We start from the raw sequence: 20,146 nt of genomic DNA on the forward strand, positions 1-20,146 counted from the left end.
AATGAAGTCTATTCTCTTTTTATATATTTAGTTTCCTTAGGTCTTATGAACCTAAGTTAACTCCCCTCATAAAATTATTTATTACTTTCTTCTAGATTAGCAATAAAATCATATAGAATATCAATTGTCTCTGCTTTTGATTTAGTTTTTTTGATATTAGCAGTGTTTTCAATTAGTTTGTAATATTTAGCTAATCCAATATAACCTTGATCATCATTTGCTACACCTTCTTCTTTAGCAAAAATATCTGTATACTCAGCTAAATCTTTCTGTCCCATACCATTGATAATCCATTTTGTCATTTCCATTAAAGTTACTTTATGATTTTTATTGAAGTACTTACCATCTTCAATAATATTCATTCTTACAGCATCAACTACATATCTATAATATTCATCATCTTCATCTATATCTTTGAAGCTGATTTCATCATTACCAAAGTAATTTCGTTTAGCACTTGGTATATACTCATATTGTCTTGATAGTGTTAGAACAATCCATTTGATTGCATCTTTTTTAGTTAATGTTGCATTAGGTGAAAATTTATCGTTAGTTTCTCTTATGAATCCCATCTTGTTCATAAGTTTTATTGATTGTTCATATTTATTACCTTTTATATCTGTAAAATACTCCACCTCATCATTATCTTTGTATTCTTCTCCGCTATAATCTAATAATTTACCATTTTCAACATCAATATATGAGAATCTGTATGGCTTCAATTTATAGACTAGGGCTAAATCTTTTAATGGTAATAAAACATTTTCTTTTTCTTCTTTGTCCTTATCTTTTAATTGTATTAACTCTTTCTCAAAACCAACTTGGTCATAAAATATCTTACTTGCTTTATCTTTAGCAATAATAGTTTTTGGTTCTTCAACTTCTATATTGTAGAACCAGTCAAATGAGAATCTTACAACTTCCTTAGTCTCTACATCAAATTCCATAGAAAAACCATTTCTACTATATTCAATATCATTAATTACTCTTGTACCTTTTACATATGCCTTTACTTTTTCATCTTGTGATGGTTCTATATCAATAGAATATTCCTTCTTATCTATATTAGGGAACATATCACTCATAATACTTTGCGCTTTTTTATTTAGAGCATCAGTATCTATTTTAGCATTCTCTTCAATATCTTTTGACCTATTGTCATATTGCTCTTTTGTTATTTCACCTGCAGCTAACATGAGTTTTGCTTTCATTTCAAAATCTTCTTTTGTCAATTCTCCAGAAGCTAACTCTAATTTCAATCTATTGATTGAGTCATCATTCCTGTAAGAATGTTTATTATAATTTATTCTTAATATCTTACCAGAATCTGCATCTAATGTTACATTTACATATAAGTTATCTTCATCGTTCTGTAAAGTCATATTCCAGAATTTACCGTTTATTCCATTATACCAACCTTGATAGTTACTACGTTTAATATCAAGATTCTTGGTATCTGTTATTTTTGATATTTTCTCTAAGATAGTCTTTTGAGCTTGTTCTCTAGAGATTGCACCTTCTTCAGGTATCATTTCTCTACCCATATCTAGACCATCAGCTTGCTTTTCGCTCTTTGTTGCTCCATTATAAACTATCTCATCTCCATTATATGAGTATATGTCTTCAACATTGTAGAATTTTTTTGATACTGAATCAAGAAGACCAGAATTCATCATCTCATAATAATAAACAGGTTTTAGAGTTAATATAGTATTTTTATCATCTTCTTTGTTTACTTTTATATATTTTAATTTCAGTGCATCTTCTTTTTCAAAAATAGCTCTTGCCTCTTTTTCAGAGATCTCACCATTTTTCTTAGTGTATTTACTATCATCCCAAACAAACTTGAATCCAGTGATTTCACCAGTTATTCCAGATACTGAGATTGATATATAATTATCTTTGAATATTTCATTGTTCATTTTTCTAGCATAAATAAATACATAATTATCTCTTCCATAATAAGAAATATATCTATTGAACTTATCTTCATCTATCTCAACTAGTTCCTTCTTTATATCAGCATAATTATCATCAATATACTTTTCAGCTGTTTTTTTGACTTGGTCCTTAGTATATTTTAAAACTTCACCATCGTTTCTACCCCAATGTTCAAACTCGATGATTTTGCCTGTTTCAGCATCAGCTCTAACCTGAATATTCTTATCATCTGATTCAAATATTAAGTTCCATACTTTTTTAAGATAATAATCATCAGTAGACAAACTTGAATCTTCTACTTCAAACTCTTTACCTATTTTTAATTCTTTCTTTACTATTTCTGCAATTTCATCCACTTTCAATATGCTGCTATCCGTTTCTTTTTCTTTCACAGCAACTAATTCATTAGCATAAATTCCTTGTGACAACGTTAAAATGCATAATACGGTTGCCATAACTCTCTTCAACACTTTTCTCATAAATATCCTCCTTAACATTTTAAATAACTACGTAATTTTTCCATCCCTAGTTAGACGAAAGTCCTTGGTAAAAAGTTCCACTCTTACTATAATATTTTTCACATTTTATTTTGCTATAGTAACCTTTTTCATTTTTCTATACTCTTTCTCCGATAATAATGCAAAAATAACAAATGCTATAAAGAAAACAGGAATTAAATACCATATAAAACCTCTTAATAGTACAATAGGTGTCTCAATAAGAAATGCTTTCCAAAAAGCTGCTCCCGACCTCTCCCATAATCCTGGTGTATAATATAATAACTTTGGGTGTAGAAGTGCATTTATATCAATAGTATTCGATAAGCAAAATGATATAAAAATAGTCAAATAGCACATTGCTAAAGACATCCATACATTAGATAACCTTTTATATCTACCAGCTTTTGATGAAAGATCAGAAAATATATCAGAATCACTACTTTCATCAATTCTCTTAAAATATTGAGCTCCACAAGAACGATTTCCACAAATATGTTCCCAACCACTATCTTTAAACAACATCAAATAATCTTCATAAGCATCCCTCTTATTAAAAACTCTATAATCAACCTTAATAACCGTATCCTCTGGCTCTCCTTTACAAAATCTGTATCTTGTTGATTTCCCCTTCAACTGCCATCCATTCCTAGCCATTTCATTCAACCATTTTTCTTCCTTATCAAAATTCACGAATATCTTAAATTTCTTCATCAGTATCACTACCTCCCATCCCAAGACTTCTTTCCGTTATCTTTATAATATGCTGCATCCTCTTATAATCAAGAAGCAATATCTCTCTACCCTTATCAGTAATTAAATATACCTTTCTTCTCTTATCCTCACTCTTTACAGGCATAATAAATCCTAACTTCAATAAATTCTCAATGGCTCCATACAAAGTCCCAGCCGCTAATCTAACTTGCCCATCACTTAACTCTTCCACCTTTTGCATAATCAAATATCCATGAGCCGGCTCATTCAATGCCAAAAGTATATAATAAACCGTCTCCGTAAGAGGAAGCTCCTTATTCTTTTTCATCCATCATCAAACTCCCATATCTTATTATACAGCAAAACTATATATCCAAACTATACAGTTAAACTGTACAAACTAATTATATACAGTTGAACTGTATATGTCAACATTTTTTATAAAAAACACTATAAATTCCCTTAGGAATATTAGGTATAGAAAAAATACCCAACCACTAACCAATGTCAGATATCTTCAAACACCCAAACTCCAGAGCGCCAAACCATAAGATAAACCATATATAATGATAAGAACGATTTTTACAGCTTGTTGCCATTCCTTCCAAATCAGATAAAAGCAACAAATGTAACGAGAGTGATTATCATTATATATGGTTTCAACACATCTTTGTTGTCCACTAAACTTTTTATTTAATCATTTATCCACCCTTTTACCAATAACCCTACCTACTGCAATATAAACTCCCCCAGCTACAATATAACACCCACACAAAACAACAACAGAAACCACTAATCCATCCCAACCAATCTTAGGCACATATAAAAAAGGATAAAAATACCTTCCAGTCATCCCCCCATAAATCAATAAATACCCCAAATAAACCAAAGGATACACCAACCACTTTACAACATTCCTCCACTCATACCTATCTTCCTTATGTCCCTTAAATTCATAAAACACCCAATCTATCATAAAAGCCACAGGCGTAATATAATGACTAATAAAAGCCAACAAAGCCTCTATTCCCTCTGGCGCCCACAATCCACTCAATAATACAGCATAAATAACAAATGTAAAAGATATATACAAAGTTATTGCACCTTTATAAAAAGAACTCAATATCTTAAAATCCCTATTAGTCAACCTAGCAACAATAGCAATAGTAAACCACACCAAAACTAAAATATTAGTCTGAATAGTATAATGACTTACCGAATCCAATAAAGCTCCACCTACACTTGTTCCAGCACCTCTATTCATGACCTTGAATATAAAATGTCCAAATAATCCAATCCAACCTATTACCGCAAAAACTATACGATATATAAGTAACTTATCAATCTTCTTCATAATATCACTCCTCTTCATTTAGTGATATTATATTATAATATTTCAATAGATACTTTTAATATTTATGCATAACTTGTAGAATTATTGCATGTTCAACTAAAATCTCTTGGAGTTATCCCTTCTACCTTCTTAAAAACATTACTAAAATACTGAGAATCATTAAAACCCACTAACCCCGCTATTTCAGTCATAGTATATTTACCTAATTTTATAAGAAACTTTGCTTCTTCTATTCTTACATGCTGTATATATTCTGTTACCGTCATTTTCACTTCCTTCTTGAATTGTCTTGAAAGATGTGAAGAATTAATATGGAACAAGTCCGCTAAGGTCTTAGTACTGATACTCTCTCCATAATGTACTTTTACATATTGGCATATATCCTTTATTATCTTACTGCAATCAGGAAACCCTGAACTCTCGACAGCTTTACAATAATCTTCTACCAATAAATAGATTCTTTTCTTCAATTCAACTATACTGGATATACCAGAGATATCTTTTACAAATGTATCACTAATCCCTATAGCCTCTATTGGTGTAACTCCTCCTGCAATAATAGTTTTTCTAAGATTAGAACTAAAAATCATAGCATATCTTTTAAAATGGTCCAAGGTGTCTAATCCTTTATTTAATTTGAATGACATGAGCTTTTCCATATGTGTTATAGCCTCAAACGTACGCCCTTCCTGTACTGCATGAGATAATTCTTTCTCTATTTCAAAAACCATATTTATCACTTCTGAATATGGTATTATCTCTGGCTTAATCCTTGTAAGCTTTTCTTTGTCATCTATATGCTTGACACATTTTATCTGCTCGATTTGTTGGTTTTTCAATAATGATATACTTGTCACCGCAATATTATCAATTTCACTAATACTCAATATTTTAGTATTTTCATTTTCTCCACTATCATTTATACTACTTATCAGAAACGGTCCAACAACTAATTTTATACCACTCCCATCATTAACATACAAATAGTTTTTATCATCTATATTATCAATATAATATTCATTCATACCATATTCCATCTTACTGACATCATATATATCCTGTTCAATATTTGCCTCGTTACCATTAAGGGTAAAACATTTATTCCCTTCTATATAAACAATATCCACTCCAAAAACTTGCTTTAATAGATTACATATTATTAAAATCCTTTTTACGCTCATGTCACACCTCTTCTTATATATGTTTTAACTTTTGTCATAGATTTATTATACTAAAATTAAACAGGTCTTAAAACATCAAGATACAAAAAATCAATACAAAAAAAGCCATATGAAAATTCATATGACTAATTGACTATATCATTGCTGATTACATAATTCACTTAATATTATCTTGCAATATTTCATACTTGCGTAATCTATGCACAAATCTCGTCTATATCATTATTATCAATAGTTTCTTTTTCAATAAGCATACTTGCAATTCTACTAAGATATTCTTTGTTTTTTTCTAATGTATCTTTTGCACTTATATACGCTTTTTTGATTTCTTCTCTACATTGATCTATTATTGCTGTATCATTAACATTCGCTGATTCAAAATTGAATAATCCGAACTTGTCATCCATACCATATTTTACAATATAGTCTTTTATAAGATTGGATGCTTTTTCAATATCGTTACTTGCACCAGTTGTTACACCATCTTCTCCGAAAATGATTTCTTCAGCAACTCTACCTGCAAGCAAAACTTTTATATTACTAATAATTTCTTTTTTACTCTGATACATCTTATCTTTTGGTATACTCATACTGAATCCACCAGCACCTCTGGTACTTGGTATTATAGTAACTTTTGATATAATGTTATCTGGTAATAATAACTTTGTCATGAGTGCATGTCCTGCTTCATGATATGCAGTTATCTGTCTGTCTTTATCAGTAATATTACTTCTATCCTTTTTCTCTGCACCAGCTATAACTGTATAGAAAGCTTTGTCTATATGTTGTTTTCTTATAGCTTTTTCATTACTGTTTGCTGTAATTATAGCAGCCTCATTCATGAGATTTTCTAACATGGCACCACTAAAATATACTGTATCCTTAGCTATACTATCAATATCTACTGTATCATGAATTGGCTTATTCTTGGCATGTAAAGATATTATAGCTCTTCTAGCATTATAGTCTGGCAACCCTATCTCAATCTGTCTATCGAATCTACCAGGTCTAAGTAATGCAGGGTCAAGTGTATCAATACGGTTAGTTGCAGCAATTACCACTATTCCCTCGTTATCATTAAAACCTGACATCTCCGTAAGGAGAGCATTCAATGTTTGATCTCTTTCATCATTGCTTGCTGAAGCTTTACCTGCTCTTGTCTTACCGATTGCATCAATCTCGTCTATAAAAATAACTGCTTTTTCGCTTTTTTTGGCTTTTTTGAATAATTGTCTTATCCTGCTGGCACCAACCCCTACATACATCTGTATAAAATCAGAACCACTTACTGCATAATAAGGTACGTCTGCCTCTCCAGCAACAGCTTTAGCCATAAGGGTTTTACCTGTTCCTGGTGGACCATATAATAATACACCTCTAGGCATTCTAGCTCCCATTGAAGAGTATTTTTCAGGTGTCTTAATAAAATCAATAATATCTCCTACTAAATCTTTTGCTTCTTCATTTCCAGCCACATTGCTGAAATTGACTACATTGTTATTATTTATCTTATTCTTATTGGCATCAACTATGACTTGTTTGTTATTGCCTGAACCTTTTCTGATATACCATAATACTCCAATAAGAAGCAATCCAACACCAACAGTCTGAAAAGTTTTTTCAAGCCCAGAACTACTTCCAGCTCCTACTTTAATATCCTGTAATAACAGATATTCTTTGAAGCCATCCTTCAAGGGATTTGGAACTTTATATACTGTTTTGTCATTATCTTTCAACTTAACATACAACGTGTTATCATCAATTATAGTTACTTCCCCAACGGAACTTTGTTCAACATAGTTAACAAACTCATTATATGTCATTTCTTCATATTCTTTTTTAGTTAATAAAAACGTTGTAACAGATGCTATCAATATAAGAACGCTAATCACTATAATAACCAACTTCTTATTTTTCACTTCATTCACCCCTAAGTTAACATAATATAATAATTATACATGTTACAAGTATAATAATCCACTATAAGTATTTAGAAATACTGTATATTGTTGGATATAACACTCAAATAGCACGATAAAATTATGTAAACTTATCCAAGGCTAACCAAGTATTTATTTGTAGGATAACTTAATATCTTTTAATCTCTTCATAACGTCATTTCCACCTCTGCCAAAGTAGTCATGAAGTAATTTATATTCATTAAATAATTTTTCATAAATTTCATTGTTTTCTCTTATAGGCTTATAATATTCTTCTTTTACTTTTGACATCTTATCTACTGCTTCTATAATTGTATCGTAACCACCTTTATCTCTACCTGCTGCCACTGCACCAAACATTGCTGAACCTAGAGCTACGGCTTGGTTGGAATCACATATATGAATATCCATGTTAGTTACATCTGAATATATCTGCATCATCAAAGAGTTCTTCTGGGCTATACCCCCTGCCGCATATAATTCTTTTATTTCTACACCATATTCCTTGAATGTATCAATTATCATCTTAGTTCCGAAAGCCGTTGCTTCAATAAGCGCCCTATATATTTCTTCTGGTTTTGTAGTTAATGTACATCCCATAATTAAACCTGTCAAATCAGCATCAACCAATACCGAACGATTACCGTTCCACCAATCAAGTGCTATTAATCCGCTTTCTCCAACTCTTAATTTGGAAGCTTTTTCAGTTAATAATGTATGAATGTTAATATCTTTCTCCTTACATTCATTGATGTACTTTTCAGATATACAATTCTTTACAAACCAGCCAAAATGATCACCTACACATGCCTGACCAGCTTCATAACCTATAAAATCAGGTAATATTCCATCTTCTACAAGCCCTGCAATACCAGGTACAATAATCTCATCTTTATTAAGCAACATATGACAGGTGGAAGTTCCCATAATCATCAGCATTTTACTTTTTTCACATATACCCGCTGCTGGTACTGCCGCATGTGCATCTATAATAGCTACTGCAACAGCTGTTCCTTGTTTTAATCCAGTAAGATTCATACCTACTTGGTTAATCTCACCTGCTTTATCCCCAAGAGGGTAAATATCTGTACTTATTTTATCTTCAACCATATTTCTGTATTTTTCATCTATTGCACCTAGAAATTCTTTTGTTGGATAACCATTACGCTTATGCCATAACCCCTTATATCCTGCAAAACAGCTACTTCTTTTAACCTCTCCAGTTAACTTATATACTACCCAATCTCCTGCTTCGATAAATTGGTCCGTTGCTTCATAGATTTCTGGAGCTTCATCAATGATTTGCATAACTTTTGGAATAAGCCATTCAGATGAAATTTTACCACCGTATAACTTTGGAAAAGTCTCTCCTCTTTTTTTTGCTACTTCATTAATCTTGTCAGCATATTTTTGGGCAGCATGATGTTTCCATAACTTAACATATGCATGGGGATTACTCTTATACTTCTCATCAAAACATAAGGGTTCCATATTTTTGTCAACAGGTATTATAGTACACGCTGTAAAATCAACACCTACACCAATTACATCTTCTGTATTTACATTGTATTTCTCCAAAACCCCTTTTGTAACTGTTGATAGACAATATAAATAATCCTCTGGGTGTTGAAGTGCCCAGTCAGGTGGTAATTTAGTTATATTATCTGGTAATACCTCTTCCATAACTGCGTGAGGATAAGACTGTTCATAGTCCCCAATTTCATTACCTGTATCCACTTCAACCAATAACGCTCTACATGATTGTGTACCGTAATCAATTCCTAGACAATATTTTTTTTCCATCTAGTTAGCCTCCTAATATTTTTTTATATTAATAAATAATTTATATAATTATTAAATATAATTTCAAATTGATTTTACGGAATTTCTTATGATGATTTCTGATGGTATTGTGACTTTGGTAATATTATTTTCACTATTACCAGAAACTTTTTTCAGCATTAATTCTCCAGCCTTCTGACCGATCAATACAGCATTCTGAGATATAATAGTCAATCTAGGTTCAATCAATTCTGCTAGATTGATATCTCCAAATGAAACTAGTGATATATCATCAGGTATTTTTAGATTCATTTCTTTTAAAGCTATCATTGCACCTTCTGCCATATCATTATTGGCGGCGAATAGTACAGTTGGCAGCTTATTCATATTTCTTTGAATCATTAATTTTACTTCTTCGTATGATTTCTTTCTGTTGTAAGCACCATTTACTATATATGATTGTTCTAAAGATATGTCATGGTCTTCTAATGCCTTGCAGAAGCCATTATAACGTTCTTTTGCTGTACTAACACTTAGCAGTCCGTTTACTGCACCTATTCTCTTATGCCCTTGGTCTATAACATATGAAATCAATTTATATGTGGCATTATAATTGTCTTCTACGACACTATCCGTCTGAAGATTCTCCAGGCTTGTATCTATCATAATTATGTTCATACCTTGGTTAATGAATTTTTGTAATTTATGGTCTTCTTGTGTACTTGATGCCAACAGGACGTAATCTACTCTTTTATCATTTAATGCGTTCAAGAGTCTTAGTTCTTTGTCTGTATTTTCATCAGTGCTGCAAAAGATAAGACTATATCCTAGAGGGCTGATAACACTTTCTACACCTCTTGCGATATCCATGAAATAATTATTAGAGATATCTGGTACAACCATTCCTACCATATAGGTTTTATTGCATTTAAGGCTTCTTGCTATTGAATTAGGTCTATATCCTAATTCTTTTATAGTTTCTATAACCTTATTTTTTACTTTTTCACTAACTGGATAGTTTCCATTAATGACTCTAGATACTGTTGCTGTCGATACATTTGCTTTTTCTGCTACTTGTTTTATAGTGACCATACTATCATCCCATCATTTTCTTCTATATTTTCAAATCTATAGTAATCGTTTACTATATTATATAAAATTATTTTATTTTCATCAAGTTTTTTTTGTATTTCACTGTTTTTTCCAATTAATTATAAGTAAGTCGGTCAGAAAAACTGTTTTGTTCTGACGTGGTTTTTGCAAAATAGTATATGTATATGTTTCGCCAGCTACTTGCTCGTCCATGAGCAAAAAGCTGGGTTCGGCGTCCTGCCTCACTACTTCACATATACATATACTATTTTGCTTAAAGTCCCCTTCAATATAATCCAAAATACTTTTTCTTCTAATTTTCATAAATATGGGCTATTTTATATTTGACAAGATTATATATTTATATAAGCGTGAAAAAGCAAGTCAGATATTTTTCTGACTTGCTTTAATATAATAGTAAGAATTATAGTTATCTTTATTAGATAATTACTTCATAATCCTTTTTATTAATTTATCTAGATACGGATTCTCTCCTAGTAATCTATCTATTTTTATGGTTGAGAAATATAGGGTTCCTTTGCCTATTTTTTTCTCGCTTAATATTCCTACTTTTTCTTTTGGTCCTTTTAGATTGATTCCGAATTCAGGCGTCTTGTAAGTAAATAGTATATGTTCATCTACTTCACCCACTATACCATCTTCGGTGATGAAATCGAAACTATCGGTTTTCTTATCGTACATGAATGAATAATCTTTATCTTTATTGTCTTTTGTAAAGCGATGATTTTCATTTCTTGCTACAAAGAAAAGTCCTTTTCCTGTTTGGGAGTCTGCTCCTTTTTCACCTAGAATCTTGATACCATATTTTTGTCCTTCAATGTTACATTCTTTTATATCGTTTAGTGAAATCAACGCTTTTCCACCATTTTTTACATTGTTCATGATATTTTCATATTGCTTATCGAAATCATTTTTATCAATTACAATAAATTTGTTATTAGCAACATTATCAGATTCAAGATTTAATTTGTTAAGTCCTTCCTCGATTGATTTATCAAAGCCAATGGTAGTGACTTTTGCGTTTGTATTATCTCTGTTCATTGCAACTAGATCAAGTCTTTCTTGGTTTATAACTTCATTTTTGTTGTTAATCAATACAGAGTCTATATGAACAACTTCTTTTTCATTGCTTATTTCAGGTATTACGAATTTTATGCTTCCACAGTAGATGGAAGTGGAATCTTGTATTGTCAATTCTTTTTCAAATGAACATATCTCTTCTTCATCTGTTCTGATTGTAATAATAATTTTGCCATCCATCTTCTTTGGTGTATCATTTAATGTGAAGCATTCAATTTCTATCTCTTCTCCAGTATAAACTGTGAACTTATCACTTCTAAGATTAACTCTTACAGGTTCTAGAGTTTCTTTGAAAGTAAAATATGCTGGTTTTGGCTTTCTTCTGTAATCAACAAGTGTTTTCATCCATCCTGATGGCCATGCATCTATTAATAAGTGTACAGCTGTTGATATAAGAACATCACTTCTTCTCCTAAAAGCATCATTCATAAGTTTTGTTGCAAGTGCCTGGTGTTTCTGACTTTCTTTTATCCAATCAACTATATTGTCTTGTTCTTCAAACCAATCTCCATGCATAGTATATGATTGTGAATTGACAACATCTTGTGGAGTCCACTGGTCATTAATATTATCAGGAATCCAGTCTTTTGGATAGTCTTCAAGCATAATCTCCAAAGGATCTAATCCTTCGGTACCGTATTCACCGCATCCTGTTTTCCAACCTTTTTTTATTGCTGGTAGATATCCTTTATGTAACTTGCCTATAGGTAATGCATGGTTAGTGTACCACATGTTATAACAATGGAAGTCTGATAATCCTGTTCTTGTAGGAGGGTCATAGTCTCCTTCTACATTTTTTATTACTCTATCAGGGTTATTCAATCTAATAGCTTTGCTTGCCGCCTCAAAGAATTCTTCCATTTCATTTCTAAGTAGGCTTCTATGTCCTTTGAATCCCCATGATGCTGGGAAAGGCTCATTAATATATGTAACCATTATATTAGAAGGATGGCTTCTTATTAATCTTTCCATTTCTTCTGATTGTTTGATGGCTTCACAGAATTTATTTCTTCTTATCCATCCGAAAAATGGCAGGTCTGTTTGCAGCATCATTCCTAGGCAATCGCAATAATCGTATATTTCTTCTTGTACAGGACGTTGAGTCAATCTATAGTAATTCATATTACAATACTTGGCTATTAAAATATCCTTGATCAATAAGTCAAAATCCCCGTTATAAACACATTGCTGCATATGTCCCATTGTGTTGGCACCTCTAAGGATTACTTTTTCATTATTAAGGTATAGAGTTCCTTTAACAGCTTCAGTCTCATCCATATGAAATTTTCTCATACCGAAATGTCTAGCTTTTTGGTCTACCAATTTATCATCTTTAAATAAATCCATTCTTACCTTGTATAGATAAGGGGTTTCAGATTCCCATATCTTCATATCCTTGATATCTACTATTGTTCTATAATAGTTTACATAAGGTCCGCATTTCTCTATTTCAAATTCAATGTTTTCGTCTGCGTAGCCTTTGAAGTTCTTAGAGTAAATGGACATCTTTAGATTCAATTCTACATTAGCAAAATCTGTATTATATATTTCTACCCATACTTCAGCCTTACTTTTATCAATATCTGGTCTTACAAAGATATCATTAATAAAATACTTATTTCTTTTTTCAATAATGATCTTATGACATATTCCAGCTCCTGGTGGGCAATGATGCCATCCTTTTTCACTATCATCCCAACCATATCCAGTTGCAGCATAGATCTTATCTCCATCTATTTTACCATCGCCAAGGTCTATACCAAGGGTTGGTGCATCATTTTGAACTTCTACTACTAGGGTATTGTTTTTATCTGTGTAAATATAATCTGTTACATCAAACTCAAAAGGTGCAAAGAAACCTTCATGATTTCCAATGAATTTTCCATTGAGATATACATTAGCAATATAATCTACTCCTAAAAATCTAATATATATTCTTTCATCTGTATTGGTGTCATAATCACATTGGAATTCTTTTCTATAGTATCCAGTCCATTTACCGATAGGACCTTTGTAGTCAGGTATAGTTACCTGTTGGAATTCTCCTTCACCATTTAGGACTCTGGTAAAATCTCTTTTATCTTCATCATCCTCATAACGAAATTGAAAATCATTAAGTTCAAATTGTTCTCTTTCCATTTGAAGTTTTGGCGTATAGTCTTCTAAGAAAGGTAAATATCTTTGTTTTAGTTCTTCAATCCCTTTACTGAAGTCATCAAGTTTTTCTTGATAACTTTTTTCTATTATAGGACTTACCATATCTTCACTACTCTTAAAGTATTCCTTTACAAATCCTGCTGGTTTTATTTCTTCTAATTCTTCTTTGTTGTTATCTATCCCATTTAACGCAATCCTGGCGAATCCATCAACTTTTGCCATAGTAAATGCCTCCTATGTATCTTCTTAATTATTATGTTATTAGTATACTCTAAATATAACTTTAATTACTAGTTCTCCTTTTTTGCAGGATTTCTTGAATGATATTCTTTTTTGAATACTATTTTCGTCGAAAAGTCTTAGTTCTGTAATTTCTACACTTACATCCTCTGGTATAGTTATTACTGCCTCACCTTTATCCCCGCTTATTACTACTTGCTTTTCTTCTACTTTTACATCTAGTTGGGTACTCCATCCAAAGTCAATACCCTCTCCTTTTTTCAAATCATACTTTTCTTTGATTATCAATTCATCTGGTGTTGGTGATATATATTCACGAGTATACTCATTGAAGAATTCTCTCCATGTATAACTTAAGTCAACTTTACCATTAAAACTTCGTTCATCACCATTAGCTATGACCTTAATGTCTTTTGTATTAGGTCTTTCTGGCTGAGGTCTTTTTTCTAGATTACCATATGGTACTGAAGTATTGTGTCTATATGCTTGTTTAACTAAATTAGATACTTCACTGGAATAACTACCACTACCTGGGTCCATGGCAAATGTCTCATTGCAAAACTCGATTACAAAACTTCCTTTATCTTCATGAGCATGGTCCACATTAGCCTTATTACCAAACACAAATATTTTCAACCATTGGTCATCAAGCTTCCTCAGTGATGATACGCTTCCCATTTCTGGTAAAGATATAAAGCTTCTGTTTATTATATCTTTCTTCTCGAATTCCCTAATGAATTTAAATGCAAGTATATCACTAGGTATTTTTTCCTCTCTATTAAGAGATTTATGCAGAATAGTAGACCAATGACTGTTAGGAAGTAAATAAGCCATGTATGCTAGTGTTGGTTTTTTGAATCTTGGTTCTCCATCACAAACTGGTATTACGTCCTGCGATGGAACTGTTGATTGGAGACATTCTACAAAATCAGCAGTTTTCATGATCTTTTCTGGAACGATATCTTTAAATTCCAATCCTCTAAGCTTAGCATAGATATATGTAGCAAAGTTGGCATTGTCACCTATGCAGTTATAATAATTTGGTCCTTCTCCATAAGCACCGTCTTCAAAAATTATATTATCTATATTTTCCACAAGCTCTTTATATGCTATATCTGTATAAGGTTTGACATGGTTGAAGTGCTGTTCTAATACTGCATAAGCTAACATTCTACCATATGTAAACCATACTAATTGGTTATTGTCAAATATATAATCATGTTTCCAGGTTATATAGTTAATACCACCAATAGCCTCTTCACCTAATCTTCTAAGTATCAAATCTCTCCCTAGATCAGTAAACATTTCACCAGCTAAATCAAGAACCATACTTATCTCGTAACAAATTACTGCTTTTACGAAAGCTCTATGCTCCCAATAACCAGCTTTGAATTCTGTAATAAAAGAATCATTCCAATTAGTACACATGGCTAATGACATTGCATATCTAGCCGCTAATCTCAACAATGATTTATCCTTCAGTATTAACCCGGCAGAAGCCAATAAAGGTCCTTTTAGTGTTAACCTCTTCATATAATCTCTTGTTCTTGCGAATCTTTGGTCAGTCCAAAATATTACATAATCATGTATCATATTTTCTGGAATCTCATGTTTCAATTCTTCCACATAATCAGCATACATCGATTTACCTGTAAGTTTTTCATGAACCATATGATAATTTCTTAATTTCTTCAATTCTTCTTCATCAACAATAAGATTATAAGTTGGTTTAAATTCAGGATCGTAGTTTTCATCCTTAAGATATCCTGTCCACTCGCTATCATAATTATTGTATTGCTCTAGATATTCCTTTAATAAATCTGAGTTCTGGAGCATTATCCACTTGAAATGTCCTGCTTGATAACCATCTTCGTTGGAATAGATCTCAATTATTATTTTATTTATTTTCTTGCTATCACCTAGATTAAGCTGAATTTCTTCTGAGAAATCTGTGAACTTGTCTGATAATTGTTCTATTATACCATTATCTGTATCAGCAATAATTTTAACCCTTGATTTAGATGGTGAATTAATTGCTAAAATCAATTTATCAAATTTAGTACAGTCTACACTATATTCTTTTGATATTTTTAGTGATGGTCCGTTTAATGGTCTTTGTATCCAACTAAAGGCTTCTGCACTCCATGTTTCCTGAAATTCAAGACCTTGTGTTTTTGTATCTTCAATCTTCCATTCTTGGAAATTTCTTAGTTCTGGAGCCCAGAATGCTTCAATTATTGCCTCCGCAATATTGACTTGAACGGGTTTCATTTTTGATACCTCCATATAAATGATTAAGTGCTTATTAGTGGTTATCATTATGTTATTTATATCATTTTGAAAATGGCTTTAGAAAACCAAAAGGTATATTCTAAAGCCTATTTTCATCATTTGTATTTTTTATATAATTTAGAAGTTCAACTTGATTATTATTTTGATGCTAAGAATTCATCAATTTGTTTTTGGAATCCTTCGATTACTTTATCGATTCCAGCTTTATCTAATTTATCTAAGAATTCTTCGTATTTCTCATCTACATTAGAACCTAGAGCACCGAACTCTAATGCATTTTGGTATTCTTTGATTATTGTATCTAATTGTTGTAAAGTAGTTGAGTATGGTTCAGTATCTACTTTGAAGCCCATTAGATATGATTGTTTAGCTTCTCTATGCATTTCATCAAGATAAGTTGACCAACCTTTAACTCCGCCTTCAATCTCATAACCAAGTAATGTATTTCCTGTTGCCCAGTTTGCTAAACCATAAGAATCCTTATCAGTTATTTTAATTGTGTTTTCATCAATCTTCTCATAGTTCTTACCTTCTAATCCGTAAACCATTAGATTATAGAATTCTTTATCAGTGTTAAGTAAGTTAATTAATTTAATTGCTTCATCTGGATATTTTGCTGTAAATGGTATTGCAAGGTTAGTAGCTGTTCCATATGGAGCTAGATATTGGAAATCTGTAGTTGGAACTACAGTAATTTCTACATCATTACCTGCATCTTTTGCTCTCTTAGTATCTTTTTTGTCTTGATCTTTAAGAGTTTCATGTACCCATGAAATATTACCATCTTTTACAAATTCGTCAGCACGTGGTTTATCAAATGATTCTACTGCTAGTACGTCTTCTCTGATATAACCTTTTTCATACCAATCTGCCATAGTATGTATCATAGCTTTATATTGAGGAGTTTTGAATTTGTTTACTACTGTACAAGATTCATCACCTATTTTAACATATGCAGGTGTATTTTGATTAGCTATCGCTTCGTATCCATTTCTACATAACCAGCTGATAGATGGTGATGGTCCTTTTTGTAAAGTACCATTCTCTTTAGCTTTTTTGAAGTATACTTCTAATGCATCCCAATCATCTTGGTCAAAAGTTAAATCTTTTGTGAATTGTTCTTCTAATGCAGCTACATCAACATATTCATCAGCTAAATGTTTATATAGTCTAATACCTCTTCTCATTTCAACCATTTGTTGGTAGTTTGGAACTGCATAAACATGTCCATCAACAGTTGCTTTATCAAAAACAAATTGTGGTATTACATCTTTGATTTCAGGACAATTCTTATCAATTAAATCTTCTAATGGTGTTAACATCTCTTCTCTTGATATTGTATCAAAGTTTAACATCCAGCCGATCCATGCTATATCCATTTGATCTCCTGCTGCTGTTAGAAGTTTCCATCTTTCAGTCCAGTTACCATAAGGAATAACTTCGATATCCATTTGAACACCTGGTAACTTAGTTTTTAACATTTCATTTGCTGCTGCAAAGACTTCTTCTTGTTTCTCTTTTTCGTCTCCACCTAGGAATATCTTTAATACCTTTACATCTTCATCTTTTTTAGCTGTTGTACCACTATCTTTTGAACCGCTATCTGTTTTTGTATCACTGCTTTTACAACCCATCAATGTGATACTAAGGATAAATACAACTGCTAGTAAAACGCTAATACCTTTTTTAAAATTTTTCATGTAAATTCCCCTTTCTATTTCTGATCTGTTTTAAAACTATTACTAATCTATAATCATAGGATTAACCTATAACTAACTATTTAACCTTTAACTGACCCTACTGTTAACCCTTTCGCAAAATACTTTTGGAAGAATGGGAATACCAATAACATTGGTCCAGCCGCTATAATACACATTGCAAATTTCAATGTTTCAACTGGCATATCTTCGAGATAACTCAGGTCTATACCTGGCGGCGTATTATTTGCCATATACCTTAGGAACTCAACTTCTTGAAGTATTCTCTTCAATAAGAATTGTAGCGTATATAAGTTTGAATCAGTAATATAAATCAAACTTGTATACCAATCATTCCATTTTGTTAAAAGTGTTAGTAACGCTACTGTTGCCAATACTGGTTTTGACAGTGGTAATATTATTTGGAAGAATATTCTTATTTCACTAGCTCCATCAAGCTTTGCTGATTCAACCAATGAAATAGGTAATCCTTGGAAGAATGTTCTAAAAATAATTATATAAAACGCTGAACATAGTGTTGGTAATATGTATATCCATATGGTATTTCCAAGATGTAAATATTTATAGTTCAATAAATACGTTGGAATCAATCCACCGTTAAACAACATTGTGAAAAACACAAAGAATGTAATTGGTTTACGGAATTTGAAATCTTTCCTTGATAATGGGTATGCACATAGAGTCATAACTAAAACAGATAAAAAAGTTCCAAAAAAAGCTTGAAAAGTTGTTACTGCATATGCTCTTAAAATTTCACTAACATTACTAAATACATATTTGTATCCTGTCCAATCTATAAAAGGCGGGATTATCTTAAATCCTTCTTTAGCCAATATATCTTCATTAGTTAAAGATGCTGAAACTATTAATAAGAAAGGTAAAATAAACGTAATGGACATAATTATAAAATATAGATTTATCCAAGTTCTATAAGTTATCCTTTTCTTTTTCACTACAGACATATTATTCACTCCATTTCCCTTACGATAATTAAAATAATGCTGAATCAGGTTCTACCTTTCTCACTATTCCGTTCATAGTAACAATCATTACAAATCCTACTAGTGATTGGAAAAGTCCTACAGCAGCAGTAATTCCTAGGTTACCAGTTCTTAGACCACGATATACATAAGTATCAATTATGTCTGTCGCTGGATATAATACTCCTACATCTCTAGGAATAACGTAGAACAAACCGAAATCTCCTCTGAATATATTACCAAAGGCTAATAATGTCAGCACGATCATAAGTGGTTTAATACTAGGTAATGAAATATGAATAATCTGTTGGAATCTATTAGCTCCATCAATCTCTGCAGCTTCAAAGTATGCTTTATCAATACCCATCAATGCTGCATAATACATAATACTGTTTAGTCCTATTACTTTCCATGTATTAGTTAATATCAATATCCATGGCCAAGCCGATACTTTTGAATACCAATCAACGGGTTGTCCTCCAAACATTTCAATTATTTGGTTAAAGATACCCATCGTAGGACTTAAAAGCGTATATGTTATATATCCTACAATTACCCAAGACAAAAATCTTGGCAACATCATTGAAGTCTGATAGAATTTCAGTGCTCTTCTACTTCTTACTTCATATAGTAATAATGCTACAAAAACTCCTGCCACAAGATTAACTACAATAAATATCAATGCATATCCAACGGTATTTCTTGTAATTCTCCATGCATCCTGTGAGGTAAAAAAGAATTTAAAATTTTCTAATCCATTCCACGCACTTCCTAAAATACCTTTTGGTGCTTTATAATCTTTAAAAGCTATTATCGCTCCGAACATTGGAATATAGTTAAAGATAAAATAAGCTATTATAGCAGGTAAAGTTAATACTAATAACTCTAGATTTTTCTTAGTTGAATTCTTTGATGTTTTCTTCATTTTCTTCATTAATCTCACCTTCTTTTCTGTCTATTATTAATTGTGCCGCTTCGATATATTAATAATAACATCATAGATAAATGTTTTAAATTCTAAATAATTAATTAACAGGTATGCATTTTTACCAATAAAAACATAGTGTGGTTCACTATTTTTACTTGGGTATACAATTTTACAAGACCTGTTAAATTCAGGTGTAATAATAAAGAAAACAATGGGCTATCAAGATAAT

Annotated in this window: 13 protein-coding genes; all 13 read right to left on the reverse strand. The window is 31.5% G+C overall.

Translation table 11 applies throughout. The features are described 5' to 3' along the window. Positions 1–74: 74 nt before the first annotated feature. A complete protein-coding gene (locus tag HYG85_RS06995) occupies positions 75–2,420 on the reverse strand; it encodes an S-layer homology domain-containing protein (RefSeq protein ID WP_212692868.1) in 2,346 nt (781 codons plus the stop codon). 105 nt (positions 2,421–2,525) lie between these two features. Continuing rightward, positions 2,526–3,152, reverse strand: coding sequence for a DUF2812 domain-containing protein (locus tag HYG85_RS07000; RefSeq protein ID WP_212692869.1), 627 nt, complete (start codon positions 3,150–3,152; stop codon positions 2,526–2,528). Continuing rightward, the gene (locus HYG85_RS07005) at positions 3,139–3,480 is read right to left on the reverse strand and encodes a PadR family transcriptional regulator (RefSeq protein WP_212692870.1); all 342 of its coding nucleotides are present in this window, start codon (positions 3,478–3,480) and stop codon (positions 3,139–3,141) included. Before HYG85_RS07005 ends, HYG85_RS07000 begins: the two co-directional genes overlap by 14 nt. 369 nt (positions 3,481–3,849) lie before the next feature. Further along, positions 3,850–4,506 carry a Pr6Pr family membrane protein gene (locus tag HYG85_RS07010; RefSeq protein WP_212692871.1) on the reverse strand — a complete coding sequence of 219 codons (657 nt, stop codon included), beginning with the start codon at positions 4,504–4,506 and terminating at the stop codon, positions 3,850–3,852. Between the two features lie 92 nt (positions 4,507–4,598). Next, positions 4,599–5,687: an AraC family transcriptional regulator gene (locus HYG85_RS07015; RefSeq protein ID WP_212692872.1), complete on the reverse strand. Its 1,089-nt coding sequence runs from the start codon at positions 5,685–5,687 to the stop codon at positions 4,599–4,601. Positions 5,688–5,884: 197 nt separating this feature from the next. After that, positions 5,885–7,606 (reverse strand): ATP-dependent metallopeptidase FtsH/Yme1/Tma family protein, encoded by a 1,722-nt coding sequence (locus HYG85_RS07020; RefSeq protein WP_330619238.1) that lies wholly within the window; start codon positions 7,604–7,606, stop codon positions 5,885–5,887. 153 nt (positions 7,607–7,759) lie between these two features. Continuing rightward, positions 7,760–9,430: a ribulokinase gene (locus tag HYG85_RS07025; protein ID WP_212692874.1), complete on the reverse strand. Its 1,671-nt coding sequence runs from the start codon at positions 9,428–9,430 to the stop codon at positions 7,760–7,762. A 63-nt stretch (positions 9,431–9,493) separates the two neighbouring features. Beyond that, on the reverse strand, positions 9,494–10,501 hold the full coding sequence (locus tag HYG85_RS07030) for a LacI family DNA-binding transcriptional regulator (protein ID WP_212692875.1): 1,008 nt from the start codon (positions 10,499–10,501) through the stop codon (positions 9,494–9,496). A 447-nt stretch (positions 10,502–10,948) separates the two neighbouring features. Continuing rightward, positions 10,949–13,981 carry a glycosyl hydrolase 2 galactose-binding domain-containing protein gene (locus tag HYG85_RS07035; RefSeq protein WP_212692876.1) on the reverse strand — a complete coding sequence of 1,011 codons (3,033 nt, stop codon included), beginning with the start codon at positions 13,979–13,981 and terminating at the stop codon, positions 10,949–10,951. A 39-nt stretch (positions 13,982–14,020) separates the two neighbouring features. After that, entirely contained in the window at positions 14,021–16,270 is a 2,250-nt protein-coding gene (locus HYG85_RS07040) for a heparinase II/III family protein (protein ID WP_212692877.1), read from the reverse strand. A 158-nt stretch (positions 16,271–16,428) separates the two neighbouring features. Then, the gene (locus HYG85_RS07045; protein WP_212692878.1) at positions 16,429–17,991 is read right to left on the reverse strand and encodes an ABC transporter substrate-binding protein; all 1,563 of its coding nucleotides are present in this window, start codon (positions 17,989–17,991) and stop codon (positions 16,429–16,431) included. A gap of 80 nt (positions 17,992–18,071) precedes the next feature. Beyond that, entirely contained in the window at positions 18,072–18,971 is a 900-nt protein-coding gene (locus HYG85_RS07050; RefSeq protein ID WP_212692879.1) for a carbohydrate ABC transporter permease, read from the reverse strand. 28 nt (positions 18,972–18,999) lie between these two features. Further along, a complete protein-coding gene (locus HYG85_RS07055; RefSeq protein WP_212692880.1) occupies positions 19,000–19,923 on the reverse strand; it encodes an ABC transporter permease in 924 nt (307 codons plus the stop codon). Between the last annotated feature and the right edge of the window lie 223 nt (positions 19,924–20,146).

The organism is Vallitalea guaymasensis (assembly GCF_018141425.1).
Lineage (GTDB): Bacteria > Bacillota > Clostridia > Lachnospirales > Vallitaleaceae > Vallitalea > Vallitalea guaymasensis.